Genomic DNA, 14,729 nt, shown 5'->3' with positions numbered 1-14,729 from the left:
TCCGGAAACGCAGATCGCGGCCGCCCTCGGGCGGCCGCTGTCGTTTCGGCGCCGCCGGGCGTCAGCGGCCTTCGAACGGACACCTCAATCGGGAGCCGTTTCCGGCACCGGCTTGCCGGCCGGCAGTCGGTCAATCAGCGCGTCGATTTCGGGATAGAACCATTTGCGGCCGGGATAGCCCTCGAGCCGTCCGATTTCGCGACCCTCGTCGTCCACCAGCACGAAGGTGGGCGTGAACACTGCTGGCATCAGCGTATCGATGCCGCCGCGGCGGTCGTCATGGATATCGACCCGGCGCAGCGGGGCCAACCGCCCGGCGTTGCTGCCGGGATAACCCGGTGCGATCTCGGCGTCGAAGGCCGCGCAGAAACGGCAGCCCGCCTGCTCGAACATCAGGAGCTCGGCAGCATCCGACTGTCCCCCGACAACGAACAGCGCCGCTGCCAGCCAGACAGTCACAAGAGCATCGAAAATCCGGCTTGATGGGGAGAGGGCCGACATGGCGTCACGCTAGCATGAACGCACAGGTCCTCGACGGCCCGACAGGTCCGATACCGGCGGCGCCTGTCGGGCGCCGCCGAACACCGCTCTAGCGGTAGATGTCCATGACTTCGTTGAGAAGCGTCAGCGCCTCTTCCTTCGGGCGCTGGAAGGAGTTGCGGCCGATGATCGAGCCGTTGCCACCACCTTCGCGGATGGCCCGCACCTCGTCGAGAAGCTCGTCGGTGTTCTTCGCGGCACCGCCGGAGAAGACCACGAGGCGCTTGCCGGCAAAAGCCGCCTGCATGATGTGGCGCACCCGCGCCGCGGCCGTGTCGCCGGGGATTTCGTACTTGTCGTAGACCGTCTTGGCCGCGTCGAGATCGAGATGGCCGGTCGGCAGCTTCACCTTGATGATCGTCGCGCCCATCAGCGCCGCCATGTGTGCGGCATAGGCGATGATGTCGAGCGCAGTCTCGCCATCCTTCGTCACCTTGCCGCCGCGCGGATACGACCACACCACCGTCATCAGGCCACGCGACTTGGCCTCGTAGCTGATCTCGCGCAGTTCCTCGATCATGGCGTAGGAATTGTCGGCACCCGGATAGATCGTGAAGCCGACGCCGACGCAGCCGAGACGCATGGCGTCCTCGACCTTCGCCGTCACCGCTTGGTCGGCGCCGCCGACCAGCGAATTGCCGCTGTTCAGCTTCAGGATCAGCGGCACCTCGCCCGCGAAGGTGTCGGCGCCCTGCTCGAGCAGGCCGAGCGGCGCAGCATAGCCAGAAACACCGGCGTCGATGGCCAGCTGGTAGAGATAGTGCGGGTCGTAGCCGACGGGGTTCGGCGCAAAGCTGCGGGCCGGACCATGCTCGAAGCCTTGATCGACCGGCAGGATCACGACGCGGCCGGTTCCGGCCAGCTTGCCGTGCATCAGCAGGCGGGAGAGATTGCTTTTCAGGCCGGGCGTCTCGCCCTCGTACCAGGACAGGATCTCGCGGACGGTCTGCGTTCTAAGCATGTCTCTCCCCTTCGTGGCACCGGCGGCCACCCTGGCCCACCGGTTGGTTCGCCATCCCTATTGATGACCCGGACGCGTGACGTCCAGTACCGGGCGCACGCTCGCCGGTATTAAAATCGGTTGAATAGCCGGCGGCGCCGATCAAGCCTGTTTTGAGCCAACTAAAGAAAGCGGATCAGTGACTTCGGGGTTTTGTCCGCGCAACGAAACGGCCGTTCGCGCGTTAACGGCTCGGAGGTCTGTGATGCTCGGTGTTTCTGCGTTTCCGCCTGGATTTGGTAGCGATGAATACGTGATGTTCACCTGCGGCGGCAGCGCGGCGCGGACGGACGCCGTCTCCGCCGATGTGCCCGCGACAGTAGCGGCGCCATTCGCACCGTCAGAGCCGACCACGACCGCAGCCAAGGCAGATGCCATGCACCAGCCTGTCCATAGCGCCGAGCCAGTACATTACACACCGCAAATCTGGGCGCAGGCCGAGCCGACACGGCAGCAGGTCCGGCTGGGCCGGCGAGGCTTCTATCTGGCTCGATCGCAGCGCGACGATCCGGCGAGTGGCGCGGCCGTCGTCGACAACCGCATGACGAGCGTCATGATCCCGACGGCGGTGGTAGGAACCCTTCTCGCCATGGCCGGATACTTCTTCGACGTTCTCCTCTGATTCCTCCGTCCGGCCATTCGCGGCATCTGCTCACAGGGCGAAGGCGCCCCCGTCGGCTGACGACACGCGCGGCGTCTCATTTCGGCCCGCCAGTTGATCCACAAGACTGAATCAGCAACATCGCTCTTCCAGCCGATTGACCGGAGCAGTTTCATGAGATGGTTCGTCACCGTCCTCGCAGTCCTGTTGACTGTGTTCGCCGGACCGACCGCCGCGCAGACGTCCGATGAGACCCTCGTCATCGGCCAGATCGCGGAGCCGAAATCGCTCGATCCGCAGACCGTGACGGCGACCAACGACTTCCGCATCCTGGTGAACGTCTTCGACGGGCTGGTGCGTTTCAAGCGCGGCACGCTCGAGGTCGAACCGGCACTGGCGACCGACTGGACCGTGTCCGACGACCAGCTGACCTACACCTTCAATCTGCGCGAAGACGTGACCTTCCACGACGGCACGCCGTTCGATGCGGAGGCGGTCAAGTTCACCTTCGACCGGATGCTCGACCCGGACCATCCGCAGCATGACACGGGGCCCTTTCCCCTCGCCTTCTTCTTTTCCATGGTCGAGGCGGTCGAGACCCCCGATCCGATGACCGTGACGTTTCAGTTGAAGGAGCCGTTCGCGCCATTCCTGTCCAATCTGGCCTACCCGACCGGCCTGATCGTCTCGCCGTCGGCCGTTGCAGAAAGCGGCCAGGGCTTTGGCCGCACGCCTGTCGGAACCGGTGCGTTCCGCTTCGCCGAATGGACACCGGACGAGGCTGTTACCCTGGCCCGCAATGCGGATTACTGGGACGTCCCACCATCGATGGAGACGGTCGTCTTCCGACCGATCCCGGACGGCGCGGGCCGTGCCTCCGACATGCTGTCGGGGGGCATCGACATCATGGCCGACGTTCCGCCCGCGAGCCTCGCCGCCTTCCGCGACAACCCCAATTTCGTCGTCTACCAGCAAACCGGTCCGCATCTCTGGTTCCTGATCCTCAACACAAGGGAAGGCCCCTTCTCCGACAAGCGCGTTCGCCAGGCGGTCAATTACGCTATCGACAAGGAGAGGTTGATCGAGGACGTCTGCAGGGCACCGCAGACATCGCCGCCGGCCCCATTCCGCCCGCCTTCGACTGGGCCAATGACGGTTCCGTCCAGCCTTACCCGCACGATCCCGAGAAGGCGCGCGAGTTGATCCGGCAGGCCGGCGTCGAGGGCGCTTCCCTGACCTTCTACGTCGCCGAGGGCGGGTCCGGAATGCTTGATCCCGTGGCGATGGCCGAAGCCATCCAGGCCGATCTGAAGGCGGTCGGGCTCAATGCCCGGATCGAGACCTATGAGTGGAATACCTTTCTTTCCAACGTCAATCCGGGTCTCGCGGGCAAGGCCGACATGGCCGAGATGGCGTGGATGACCAACGACCCCGACACCTTGCCCTTCCTGGCGCTGCGCAGCGATGCCATGCCGGAGACCGGCGGCTTCAATGCGGGCTATTACGCCAACGCCGAAGTCGACCGGCTGCTCGCCGAAGCCCGCCGGACGACCGATCCCGCCGCTCGCGGCGCCCTCTACAACCAGGTGCAGGCGATCATCCATGAAGATGCGCCCTGGGCCTTCATCGCCAACTGGAAGCAGAACGCCGTCGCCACGACGGCGATCGAGAATTTCGAACTGGAGCCGAGCTTCCTCATGCTCCTGCGCAACGTCTCCAAGGGGTAGCCCCGCGGGCAACCGGCGTCGGCGGGCTGCCGCGCGCTCGCCGATGCCTGACCTCATGCACCCTCAGCCGGCAAATGATCTGCCGGGGCGCAAGCAAATCCAAGCAGATCGGATTCTTTGAATGACTCTAAACTGGACTTTAAGAGTTGACTTTACACCGCCGCAAGTTCTAGCCCAAACGACAGTCACGGGCTGACGGCTCGCCCCTGGCAATTTGGCAGAAGCCGGACAGGCGTTCGGCCAGAACTGGAGCACGACCATGACCTCTCTTCGCCCGATGGCCCGAACCGGCCTCGCCGCCCTTTCCGGCGTCTTCCTGCTGGCAGCCGCCCCATCGGCCCTCGCCGCCGACGGCGCGCCGGACAAGGCTGCGGTTCTCGCGAACTATTCCGACATCGCGCTTGCCGGCTATCAGGACGCGCTCGCTGCGGCAAAGACGCTCGACGAGGCCACCGACGCCCTGATCGCCGGCCCCAGCGAGGCGACCCTGAAGGCCGCCCGTGACGCATGGCGGGCTGCCCGGCCGAGCTACCAGGAGACCGAGGCCTTCCGCTTCGGCAATCCGATCGTCGACGACTGGGAAGGCCGCGTGAACGCCTGGCCGCTGGACGAGGGGCTGATCGACTACGTCGCCGGCACCTACGGCACCGAGTCCGACGCGAACAATCTCTACACCGCCAACGTCATCGCCAACCCGTCGATCACCATCGGCGGCGAGACCATCGACGCGTCGACGATCACGCCCGAGCTCCTTCAGGACAAGCTGCAGGAAGCCGGCGGCGTCGAGGCGAATGTCGCCACCGGCTACCATGCCGTCGAGTTCCTGCTCTGGGGCCAGGACCTGAACGGCACGGATGCCGGGGCCGGCGAGCGCCCGCACACCGATTTTGCCGGCGGCGACGACTGCACGGGCGGCAATTGCGACCGTCGCGGCCAGTATCTCGACGCGGCCACCGACCTGCTGGTCACCGATCTGGAAGAGATGGTCGGCAATTGGGAAAAGGACGGCGCCGCCCGCAAGGCTCTGCTCGATTCTCCCGAGAACGGCATTTCCGCGATCCTCACCGGCATGGGGTCGCTCTCCTATGGCGAACTGGCCGGCGAGCGCATGAAGCTCGGCCTGCTGCTGCACGATCCGGAAGAGGAGCATGACTGCTTCTCCGACAACACCCACATTTCGCACCTCCACGACGCCATCGGCATTCGCAACGTCTATACCGGCCGCTACGAGCGCACCGACGGAACGATTGTCGAGGGCCCGTCCGTCTCCGACCTCGTTGCCGCCAGTGCGCCGGAGATCGATCAGGAGCTGCGCGCCAAGCTCGACGCGACGGTGTCCGCGATGGAGACGATGGCCAAGGCGGCCGAGGACGGCGAGGCCTACGACCAGCAGATCGGCGAAGGCAACGATGAGGGCAACGCCCGCGTCCAGGCCGCGATCGACGGCCTCGTCGACCAGACCCGCGCCATCGAGCGCGCAGTCGCGGCACTTGATCTGGGCAATGTCAGCATCGAGGGCTCCGACAGTCTGGACAACGTCAACGCCGTCTTCCAGTAAGCTCCAGCGCCACCTCCGGCGGCCCCCAGGGTTCCTCGGAGGTGGCTTTGACCGCGCCGACGAGACCCTTCGCCGCAGTGCGGCCGGCGCGATAATCGACAATACCGGGGCGCGGCGGGTTCGCCGCGTCGATATCGGGAGAGGCGGATGCGCTTCGCCGCAGGCATGGCAATCTTCGCGGCGGCGCTGACCGTGCCGCTGGCGCTTCCGATCGGCGCCGCCATCGGGCTGGACCGGCCGGTCCGCGATGACCTGGCGCCGAAGGATCTGGCCCGTGTCCGGGCCGTGACGACACCGACCACCGACTTCACCAAACCGGAAGATTTCGAGGCGATGCCCGGCGGTGGCGCGACCTCGACCAAGCTCGTCAATCGCGATTCCTTCAGCCAGGTGTCGGCCAACCAGACCTTCGCCGGCGAAGACCGCTTCAAGCTGGGCAACGCCCTTTTCCGCAAGCTCTGGGTCTCCTCGCCCTCCTCGACCGAGGCGTCCGACGGTCTCGGACCGCTGTTCAATGCCCGCTCCTGCCAGAGCTGCCACATCAAGGATGGCCGCGGCCGCCCGCCCCGGCCCGGCGAAGACGCGGTCTCCATGTTCCTGCGCCTGTCGGTCCCGCCCTCGACGGAAGAAGAGCGCCGCAAGCTCGCCACGCACGAACTCAGCCGCATTCCCGAGCCGACCTATGGCGGCCAGTTCCAGACCTTCGCCACGCCGGGCCTGAAGCCGGAGGGCCGCGTCGTCATCGATTATGACGAGCGCCAAGTCGCCCTCGCCGACGGCACCACCGCCTCGCTGCGCCACCCGACCTATTCCGTCGCCGACCTCGCCTACGGGCCGATGGCAGAGAATGTCCTGATGTCGCCGCGGGTCGCGCCGCCGATGATCGGCCTCGGCCTCGTCGAGCAGATCGAACCCGCCGACATCCTCGCCCTCGCCGACCCGAACGACGCCGATGGCGATGGCATCTCCGGCAAGCCGTCCATGGCGCGCGATCCGAAGTCCGGCGAGCCGGTCCTCGCCCGCTTCGGCTGGAAGGCGACCATCCCGACCATCGAGACCCAGACGGCGGAGGCGTTTTCCGGCGACATCGGCATCTCGACGCCACTGGTCACCGATGCATTCGGCGAATGCTCGATCGCCCAGACCATCTGCCGCGACGCGCCGTCCGGCGTCCAGCCGCGCCTCGGCGAGGTGGAGGCGCCCGATCCGATCCTCGGGCTCGTCACCTTCTATTCGCAGAACCTCGCGGTCCCGGCCCGGCGCGACGTCGATGCGCCGGACGTGCTGAAAGGCAAGCAGCTCTTCTACGATGCCGGCTGCGCCACCTGCCACACGCCGAAATTCGTCACCTCGCGCAATGCCAAGGACAAGGCGCTCCGGTTTCAGCTGATCTGGCCCTATTCCGACTTCCTGCTGCACGACATGGGCGACGGCCTCGCTGACGGCCGCCCGGTGGGCGACGCCGACGGCAACGAATGGCGCACCCCGCCCTTGTGGGGCATTGGACTGACCGAGATCGTCAACGGCCACACCCTCTTCCTGCACGACGGCCGCGCCCGCAATCTGACCGAAGCGATCCTGTGGCATGGCGGCGAAGGCAAGCCCGCGCGCGACGCCTATGCTGAGATGGACAAGGCCGACCGCGCCGCGCTGCACGTTTTCCTGGAGTCCCTATGATCGCTTCTCTCTCCCGCCGAGCCCTTGTCGGCCTTGCGCTTCTGCTTGCCGGCGCCACGGCCTCGCATGGCCAGGAGGACGGCCCGCCCGAGCCGAGCCATGCGACTGAGGCCGAGAAGCTGGCGGTCGTCGCCAACGCCATCGACGGCTTTATCCGGCCGGGCTATGCGCAATTCCACGACCGCGCCGCAGCCGCCGCGAGCGCCATGGATGCCCTCTGCAGCGAAACGGGCGACGCCGCGCTGCAGGACGCACGCGACCGCTTCGCCGGTCTCGCGGCGAGCTGGTCACGCATCGAGTTCGTCCGCTTCGGCCCGGTCATGGACGACAACCGGCTGGAGAAGATCCTGTTCTTCCCCGACCGACGCGGCATCGCCCTGCGCCAGATCCAGGGTATTCTCGGCGGCGAGGACGAGACAGCGACCACGCAGGAGCGCCTCGCCGGCAAGTCGGTCGCCGTCCAGGGACTGGGCGCCCTGGAATTCGTCCTGCACGGGACGGATGCCGAGACGCTCGCCACGGATCGCGGCGGCTTTCGCTGCATCTACGGCCGCGCCATCGCCCGCAACCTTGCATCCATTGCCGGCGAACTCGACGCCGCCTGGTCGGAGGATGCCGGCATCGCCGCCCGCCTGACCGCGCCGGACGCCGCCGATCCGGCCTGGCGCAGCGCGGAGGATTCGCTGCAGGAGATCGTCGGCATCTTCATCCATGGCTTCGAGGCGATACGTGACCTGCGGCTGCGCCCGGCGATGGGCGAAAGCGCCGAGGCAGCGAAGCCCAATCTCTTCCTGTTTCGCCGCTCCGAACTCGCGCTGGCGTCCCTGCGCGCCAATTTCGCCGGCATGAAAGACCTCTTCGCCGCATCGAAGCTCGCTGCCCTCCTGCCCGCGCCCCAGGCCTATCTGAAGGATTCGATCCTGTTCGAGTTCGCCAATGCCGGCCGCACCCTGTCCGAACTTGCGCCGCCGCTGACAGAGGTCGCGCGCGAAGCCGACAAGCGCCAGGGGCTGACCTATCTCCTGATTGTCACCGACAGCCTGCAGAGCCAGTTTGCCGAACAGGTCTCGCCCATTCTCGGCCTGTCCGCCGGCTTCTCGGCCCTCGACGGCGATTGAGGGTCGCTCACGCCGAACCAACACAGGCGCTGCTCATGGCACGCACCGGGAATTGTCTCATGTCCTTCCGCCCTCATCCCGCCAGCCGCGGCATCCTTCTCGACCGCCGGCGCTTTCTTGCAGGTGCAGGTGCCGCCTTCGTCGGGGGCCTGTCCGCCCGTTCCGCCGCCGCACTTGAGCGAACCGACGCCCTGTTCGGCGCGGCCTGCCGGCGGCCCGACGGCAGCTATGGCTGCGCGATCTTTTCCGAGCGCGGCGAGATCGTCTCGACGGTCTCCCTGCCCGATCGCGGCCACGACGTCGCCTATGATCCCGTCCGTCGCCGCGCGGTTGTCTTCGCCCGCCGGCCGCGCACCTTCGCCATCGTCTTCGATCCCGTCAGTGGCGAGACGCTTCAGACCCTGACCTCGATCGAAGGCCGGCATTTCTTCGGTCATGGCTTCTTTTCGCCCGACGGGTCGCTGATGTACGCCACCGAGAACGACTATGACGCGGCGCACGGCGTGATCGGCGTCTACGACGTCGCGGCCGGCTACCGGCGTATCGGCGAGTTCGATTCCCACGGCATGGACACCCACGAGGCTCTGCTGATGCCCGACGGCGAGATGATCGTCGTCGCCAATGGCGGCATCGAGACCCACCCCGATTACGGCCGGCAGAAGCTGAACCTTTCCACCATGGAGCCGTCCATCGCCTTCATCGATCGGCGCAGCGGCGACCTTCTCGACAGGCAGTTGCTGCCATCGCATCTGCACAAGCTGTCGCTGCATCACATCGCCGTGGATGCGCGAAACCGGGTGTGGTTCGGCGGCCAGTATCAGGGCGCGTCCAGCGACGCGCCGCCGCTGGTGGGCTTTGTCGAAGCCGGCCGGCCGCTGGCCCTCACCGCCATGCCGGAGACCGATCTTGCCGGTCTCGGCAATTATATCGGCTCGGTTGCCGCCAGCCGCGACGGTGCCCGCGTCGCGGTCTCCTCGCCGGTCGGCAACACGATGCTGATCCTCGAGGCGGCCACGGGCAACATCCTCTCCCGTCATGCCATGCGCGACGGCTGCGGCCTCGCCCCCGATGGTTCCGGCTTCATGGCGACCAGCGGCGCCGGCGACATCGTCCGCCTGGAAGACGACGACAGCCCGACCCGGGCCGACCTCGAATGGGACAACCACATCCTGGCGCTTGACGCGGTGGGCTGACCCGGCGGACGATCACTCTCCGCGCTCAAGGAGGTCACGTCCATGTCCCTGCTCGTTCCCGTCATTCTCGGCTCGGTGCGCACCGAACGGCAAGGCATCAAGGCGGCGAAATTCGTCATCGCGAAGCTGCGCGAACGCGGGCACGAACCGGTGCTGGTCGACCCGATGGAACTCGACCTGCCGCTCCTCGACAGGATGTACAAGGAATATCCGCGCGGCGAGGCGCCGGAGAAGCTGGAACGGCTGGCCGACCTCTATCGGCGGGCCGACGGCTTCATCATCGTCAGCGCCGAATACAACCAGTCGGTCCCGCCCGCGCTGAAGAACACGCTCGACTATTTTCTCGAGGAGTATTTCTGGCGCCCCTCGACGATCGTCTCCTATTCCGCCGGCCGGTTCGGCGGTGTCAGGGCCGCGATCGCGCTGCGCCCGATCCTCGCCGAAATGGGCATGCCCAGCCTGCCGTCGATCCTCGCCATCCCCTCGATCGGCAATTCGCTGGGAGAGGACGGCACCGCCATGGAGGACTGGATCGACCGCTCGGCGGCAAAATGGCTCGACGAATTCGAATGGTACGCCACGGCGCTGAAGGCCAAGCGCGAGGCCGACGGCACCCCGTCCTGAGCCGGTAACGGCCGAACTTCCCCTCGTCATCGCACTCTGCCATGATCGCTCCGGATGCAAGGCCATGGTCGGGAGACGGACGATGCCGGGTCGGCTGACATTCTACCACAATCCACGCAGCCGGGCCGCGATGGTGCGCTGGATGCTCGAGGAAGTCGGCGCCGAGCACGACATCGTGCCGATCGATTTCGAGGCGGGCGACAATCGCCGCCCGGACTTCCTGACGATCAATCCCATGGGCAAGATCCCGGCGCTGGTGCTGGACGACGGCACGGTGATCACCGAAACGCCCGCCATCATCGCATGGCTCGCCGATGCCTATCCCGCCGCCGGTCTCGCGCCCCGCCAGGATCGCCCCGAACGCGGCAGCTATTATCGCTGGCTGTTCTTCGGCGGAAGCTGCTTCGAACCGGCGCTGACCGAGACGATGATGCGCAAGGACGCCGTACCGCTGTCGAAATCCACCGTCGGCTGGGGCTGCTACAACGACGTGATCGACACCCTGGAAGCCGCATTGTCGCGCGGCCCCTACCTGCTGGGTGACAATTTCACCGCCGCCGATCTCTATATCGGCGCTGAGCTGAACTGGGCGGGTATGATCGGCGCACCCCGCATCGGCGACAGCACGCCCATCCAGGCCTATGTCGAGCGCGTCATCGACCGCGACGCCTTCCGGCGGTCGATGGCGCCTCTCTGACCCTTCTCACACCGCTGGCGCCCGGCTCGCCTCCGCGAGGAACGTCCAGGTATAGTCCGCAAAGGATCGCCAGCACTCGATCTCGAACCGCTGTTCGCCGGTCCGCCACAGAACGATCTCCGCCTTCGACAGGATCGTGCGGCTGCAGGCCCCGACCGGAAAACTGACCGGCCGAATATCCTGCGGACAGCCAGCGGCAACGACCGCTTCGGCGGCTGGCCCGTCGACCACGACCCCGACATTGCGATGGGAAATATCGACCAAGGCGATGCCGGAGACGGCGGCGAGCGCCTCGGCCAGGGGCCCATCCGACGCGGCGAGGGATTCCGCTGCCTCGCTCTCGTCGAGGATCAGCCATTCGTCCGGTCCCAGCCAGAGCGCCGCCACGCCGCCCTGCCGGGCGCTCGTCTTCGGCCGTATGAGCAATTCCAGACCGAGCGCGGTACCGGCGGCGGCGATGGCATCGCCCCTTGCCCGCAGGATCAGACGGCGGCGCGGCGCGGCCGGAACCAGCGTCACGCCGGGCCCGCTGGCCTGGCGACCATCGAGCGGCGAGAGCCGCCGCGGCATGTCGCCGGTTCCGCCAGCCCCATGCGCCGGCTTTGCCCCCTTCGGGCCGTTCGTCTGCGCATCAACCATGCAGCCGCTCCCCGTCCGGATCGAAAAACACCGGCTCCGTCACTTCCACCGCGATCGTCTCCGTCGGCATGGGCACGTAGAGCGTCTGGCCGACCAGCTTGCGCCCGTCCTTGACCATCGCCAGTGCGATGGACCGCCCCAGCGTCTGCGAGCGATAGGCAGAGGTCACATGGCCGAGCATGGTCATCGGCACGCGCTGGTTCGGATCGGCAACGAGCTGCGCCCCCTCTTCCAGAACCGTCAGCGGATTGGCGGTCTTCAGCCCAACGAGCTGCTTGCGGCCCGGTGCCGACAAATCCGGCCGCTCCAGCCCGCGCTTGCCGACGAAATCAGCCTTCTTGCGCGACACCGCCCAGGCCATGCCGGCATCGGCCGGCGTCACCGTCCCGTCCGTCTCCTGGCCGACGATGATGTAGCCCTTTTCGGCCCGCAGCACATGCATGGCATCGGTGCCATAGGGCTCGACGCCCAGGCTGCGTCCCCGCTCGCGCAGCGTGTCCCAGACGCTGCGACCGTAATCCGACGGCACGTTGACCTCGAAGCCGAGTTCGCCGGTGAAGGACACGCGGAACAGACGGCAGGGCAGTCCCATGAAGCGGCATTCGGCGACGGACATGTGCGCGAAGGCGTCCGGCCCGATGCCCAGCCCTTCGACGAACGGCGCGATCAGGTCTCTTGCCCGCGGCCCCTGCACGGCGATCACCGCCCATTGTTCGCTGATCGAGCTGGTCCAGACCGCCATCTCGGGAAATTCGGTCTGGCGGTAATCCTCCATGAGGTTGAGCACGCGCGGCGCACCCCCCGTCGTAGTGGTCACGTGAAAACGGTTCTCGGCGATCCTCGCAACGATGCCATCGTCGATGATGAAGCCCGCCTCGTTCAGCATCAGCGCATAGCGGCACTTGCCCACGGCGAGCCGCGACAGCGGCGTCGCATACATCAGGTCGAGAAACGCCCCGGCATCAGGCCCTACCAGCTCTACCTTGCCGAGCGTCGAGGCGTCGAACAGCCCCGCCGCCTCGCGCACCGCGCGGCATTCACGGTCCACCGCCGCGTGCTTGTCGGCGCCACGCGGGAAATACCAGGCACGCTTCCACATGCCGACATCCTCGAACACCGCGCCGTCTGCCGCCGCGCTCTCGTGGATCGGCGTCTGCCGGGTCGGATCGAACAGCGCGCCCCGCGCGAAGCCCGCAATGGTGCCGAAGGACACCGGCGTGAAGGGCGCGCGGAAGGTGGTGAGCCCCACCTCGGGCATCGGCCGGCTGAGTGCCTCGGCCGCAACCCCCAGGACGTGAATGTTCGACGTCTTGCCCTGGTCGGTCGCCATCCCGGTGGTAGTGAAACGCTTGATATGCTCGACCGACCGGAAACCCTCGGCGACAGCGAGACGGATGTCGCGTGCCGTCACGTCGTTCTGGAAGTCGACGAACGCCTTCACGGCCTTGCCTGGACCGGCCGCCGGCGTCACCCCGGCCATGCCGCCACCGAACCCGGCCGCGCCCTCGACCATGACCGGCTCCGCCGCAGCGTCATCACCGCCAGCGATCGCGCGACCGGCGGTGCGCGCGTCTATAATTGTCTCGGCGAGATCGAACTGGCCGGCGGCCGCGCCCACACTGACGCAGGCCTGCACCGGCTCGGACGCCACATAGGCCTGCAGGTCCGCGTCGAAGGCGAGCTTGCCGCGCGATTGCGAGAACAGATGCACCGACGGCGTGAAGCCGCCCGACATCAGCAGCGCATCGCAGTCGAAGCTGCGGTTGTCGTGCCCCGAGCGAAGCTCCTCGATGGTGATCCCGCGGATCCGGCGCCGGCCCCGCACGCTCTTCACGCCATAGCCGCAGAGCACCTCGATGCCCGCAGCCCCCGCCGCGCCCACGAGACCCGGCCCCGGTTCCTCGCGCAGATCGACGATGGCCGGCACGTCCACACCGGCGCGCTTGAGATCCAGCGCCGTGGCATAGGCCGCGTCATGGGCGGTGAAGACGCAGACCCGCTCTCCCACCGCGACGCCGTAATGGTTGAGATAGAGCCGCGCCGCGCCCGCCAGCATGATCCCCGGCCGGTCGTTGTCCGGAAACACCAGCGGCCGCTCGATCGAGCCGGTCGCCAGCACCACTTGCTTCGCCCGCACTTGCCACAGCCGCTCGCGCGGCATGGCCGGGTCCGGCTGCGCCAGATGCTCGGTCACCTGTTCGCAGAGCGCGAGCATGTTGTGGTTGTAGTAGCCGAAGGCGGTGGTGCGGGGCATCACCCGCACATTCGGCATCGCCGCGAGACGGGCCACGGCATCGCCGACCCAGTCCATCGCCGGCGCGCCGTCGATCGTCGTGCCGCTTTCAGCCCGCAGCCAGCCGCCGAAACCGGCATTCTCGTCGCAGATCAGGACGCTCGCCCCGCTCGCGCCAGCCTCGAGCGCCGCGGCGAGGCCCGCCGCGCCCCCGCCCGCGACGAGCACGTCCACATGCGCAAAGCGGTTGGCGTAAGTATCGGTATCGGGCGCATCCGGCGCCCGCCCAAGCCCCGCAGCGGCGCGGATATAAGGCTCGTAGACCCGGTGCCAGAAGGTCTTCGGCCACATGAAAGTCTTGTAGTAGAAGCCGGCCGTCAGGAAGCGCGAGAACAGCCCGTTGACGGCCCCGACGTCGAAATCGAGCGACGGCCAGCGATTCTGGCTGACGGCCTCCAGCCCGTCATGGAGCGGCTGCATGGTAGCGCGGATGTTGGGCGTGCGCCGCGCCGCGTCGCGGCAGATCTCGACCAGCGCATTGGGCTCCTCGGGCCCCGAGCCGACGATGCCCCGCGGCCGGTGATACTTGAACGAGCGGCCGGTCAGATGAATGCCGTTCGCCAGCAGCGCCGAAGCCAGCGTGTCGCCTTCGCGGCCCGCATAGCGCTGGCCGTCGAAGCTGAAAGCAATGCGCCGGGCATTGCCGAGACGGCCGGACTCGGGAAGTCGCCGCGCCGTCATCGGCCCGTCTCCCCGCCACCGACATTCAGACCGTCGGCGCCAATGGTTGCCGGCGTGGCGCCCGTGCCAAGCGGGTCGAGCGCAAGGCCATCGTCGGCGGCAATGTCCGGTTTCGGCTCGCCGGCCTTGTAGAGAGCAAGAAACCGGTCGGACACGGAATGCCGGGCGGCGTTGAAGAAGCGGCCGCAGCCATGCACATGCCGCCAGCGCTCGAACACCACGCCGCGCGTGTTGGTGCGCAGATAAAGGGATTCGGCGACCGCCCGCCCGGCGTCGAGCTCTGCCGAGGGCCGCGAAATGTGAGCCTCGCCGGCATGGCGGAACTCCGGTTCCGGCCGGTCGTCCTCGCAATAGGGGCAATGGATCAGCAGCATCGTCCGC

At 67.2% G+C, this 14,729-nt stretch carries 12 protein-coding genes and 1 pseudogene; 8 read left to right on the top strand and 5 right to left on the bottom strand.

All coding sequences use genetic code 11. The features are described from left to right. Positions 1-84 precede the first annotated feature (84 nt). Together SI859A1_RS03970 and SI859A1_RS03965 are read right to left on the bottom strand one after the other, a co-directional pair. The gene (locus SI859A1_RS03970) at positions 85-393 is read right to left on the bottom strand and encodes a thioredoxin family protein (RefSeq protein ID WP_244400896.1); all 309 of its coding nucleotides are present in this window, start codon (positions 391-393) and stop codon (positions 85-87) included. Positions 394-589: 196 nt separating this feature from the next. Continuing rightward, positions 590-1,501 carry a class I fructose-bisphosphate aldolase gene (locus tag SI859A1_RS03965; RefSeq protein WP_009208568.1) on the bottom strand — a complete coding sequence of 304 codons (912 nt, stop codon included), beginning with the start codon at positions 1,499-1,501 and terminating at the stop codon, positions 590-592. A gap of 244 nt (positions 1,502-1,745) precedes the next feature. Between SI859A1_RS03965 and SI859A1_RS03960 the strand changes: the two genes are divergently transcribed. The 8 genes and pseudogenes from SI859A1_RS03960 to SI859A1_RS03925 all read left to right on the top strand — a co-directional run bounded on the left by SI859A1_RS03960 (position 1,746) and on the right by SI859A1_RS03925 (position 10,735). Then, complete coding sequence (locus tag SI859A1_RS03960; protein WP_148233721.1) at positions 1,746-2,162, top strand: hypothetical protein; 417 nt, start codon at positions 1,746-1,748, stop codon at positions 2,160-2,162. Between the two features lie 153 nt (positions 2,163-2,315). Next, positions 2,316-3,868 (top strand): annotated as a pseudogene (locus SI859A1_RS03955) (ABC transporter substrate-binding protein). Positions 3,869-4,127: 259 nt separating this feature from the next. Beyond that, a complete protein-coding gene (locus SI859A1_RS03950; protein ID WP_420804746.1) occupies positions 4,128-5,426 on the top strand; it encodes an imelysin family protein in 1,299 nt (432 codons plus the stop codon). Between the two features lie 147 nt (positions 5,427-5,573). Further along, positions 5,574-7,103 carry a di-heme oxidoreductase family protein gene (locus tag SI859A1_RS03945; protein WP_009208563.1) on the top strand — a complete coding sequence of 510 codons (1,530 nt, stop codon included), beginning with the start codon at positions 5,574-5,576 and terminating at the stop codon, positions 7,101-7,103. Then, positions 7,100-8,221: an imelysin family protein gene (locus tag SI859A1_RS03940; protein WP_009208562.1), complete on the top strand. Its 1,122-nt coding sequence runs from the start codon at positions 7,100-7,102 to the stop codon at positions 8,219-8,221. Before SI859A1_RS03945 ends, SI859A1_RS03940 begins: the two co-directional genes overlap by 4 nt. A 59-nt stretch (positions 8,222-8,280) precedes the next feature. Beyond that, the gene (locus SI859A1_RS03935) at positions 8,281-9,414 is read left to right on the top strand and encodes a DUF1513 domain-containing protein (protein ID WP_050767426.1); all 1,134 of its coding nucleotides are present in this window, start codon (positions 8,281-8,283) and stop codon (positions 9,412-9,414) included. Between the two features lie 42 nt (positions 9,415-9,456). Beyond that, entirely contained in the window at positions 9,457-10,038 is a 582-nt protein-coding gene (locus tag SI859A1_RS03930; protein ID WP_040325199.1) for an NADPH-dependent FMN reductase, read from the top strand. Between the two features lie 82 nt (positions 10,039-10,120). Then, positions 10,121-10,735 carry a glutathione S-transferase family protein gene (locus SI859A1_RS03925; RefSeq protein WP_040325197.1) on the top strand — a complete coding sequence of 205 codons (615 nt, stop codon included), beginning with the start codon at positions 10,121-10,123 and terminating at the stop codon, positions 10,733-10,735. 6 nt (positions 10,736-10,741) lie between these two features. Here the strand turns inward: SI859A1_RS03925 and SI859A1_RS03920 are convergent, their stop codons facing one another. The 3 genes from SI859A1_RS03920 to SI859A1_RS03910 form a co-directional block, all read right to left on the bottom strand. Continuing rightward, entirely contained in the window at positions 10,742-11,305 is a 564-nt protein-coding gene (locus tag SI859A1_RS03920; RefSeq protein ID WP_009208559.1) for a sarcosine oxidase subunit gamma, read from the bottom strand. Positions 11,306-11,366: 61 nt separating this feature from the next. Next, complete coding sequence (locus SI859A1_RS03915; RefSeq protein ID WP_009208558.1) at positions 11,367-14,348, bottom strand: sarcosine oxidase subunit alpha family protein; 2,982 nt, start codon at positions 14,346-14,348, stop codon at positions 11,367-11,369. Next, the gene (locus SI859A1_RS03910; RefSeq protein WP_081451325.1) at positions 14,345-14,722 is read right to left on the bottom strand and encodes a sarcosine oxidase subunit delta; all 378 of its coding nucleotides are present in this window, start codon (positions 14,720-14,722) and stop codon (positions 14,345-14,347) included. The genes SI859A1_RS03915 and SI859A1_RS03910 overlap by 4 nt, the downstream gene beginning before the upstream one ends. Between the last annotated feature and the right edge of the window lie 7 nt (positions 14,723-14,729).

Source organism: Aurantimonas manganoxydans SI85-9A1 (assembly GCF_000153465.1).
Taxonomy (GTDB): Bacteria; Pseudomonadota; Alphaproteobacteria; order Rhizobiales; family Rhizobiaceae; genus Aurantimonas; species Aurantimonas manganoxydans.
The sequence above is the reverse complement of the archived record's forward strand: the minus strand, read 5'-3'. Positions and strand labels throughout refer to the sequence as shown.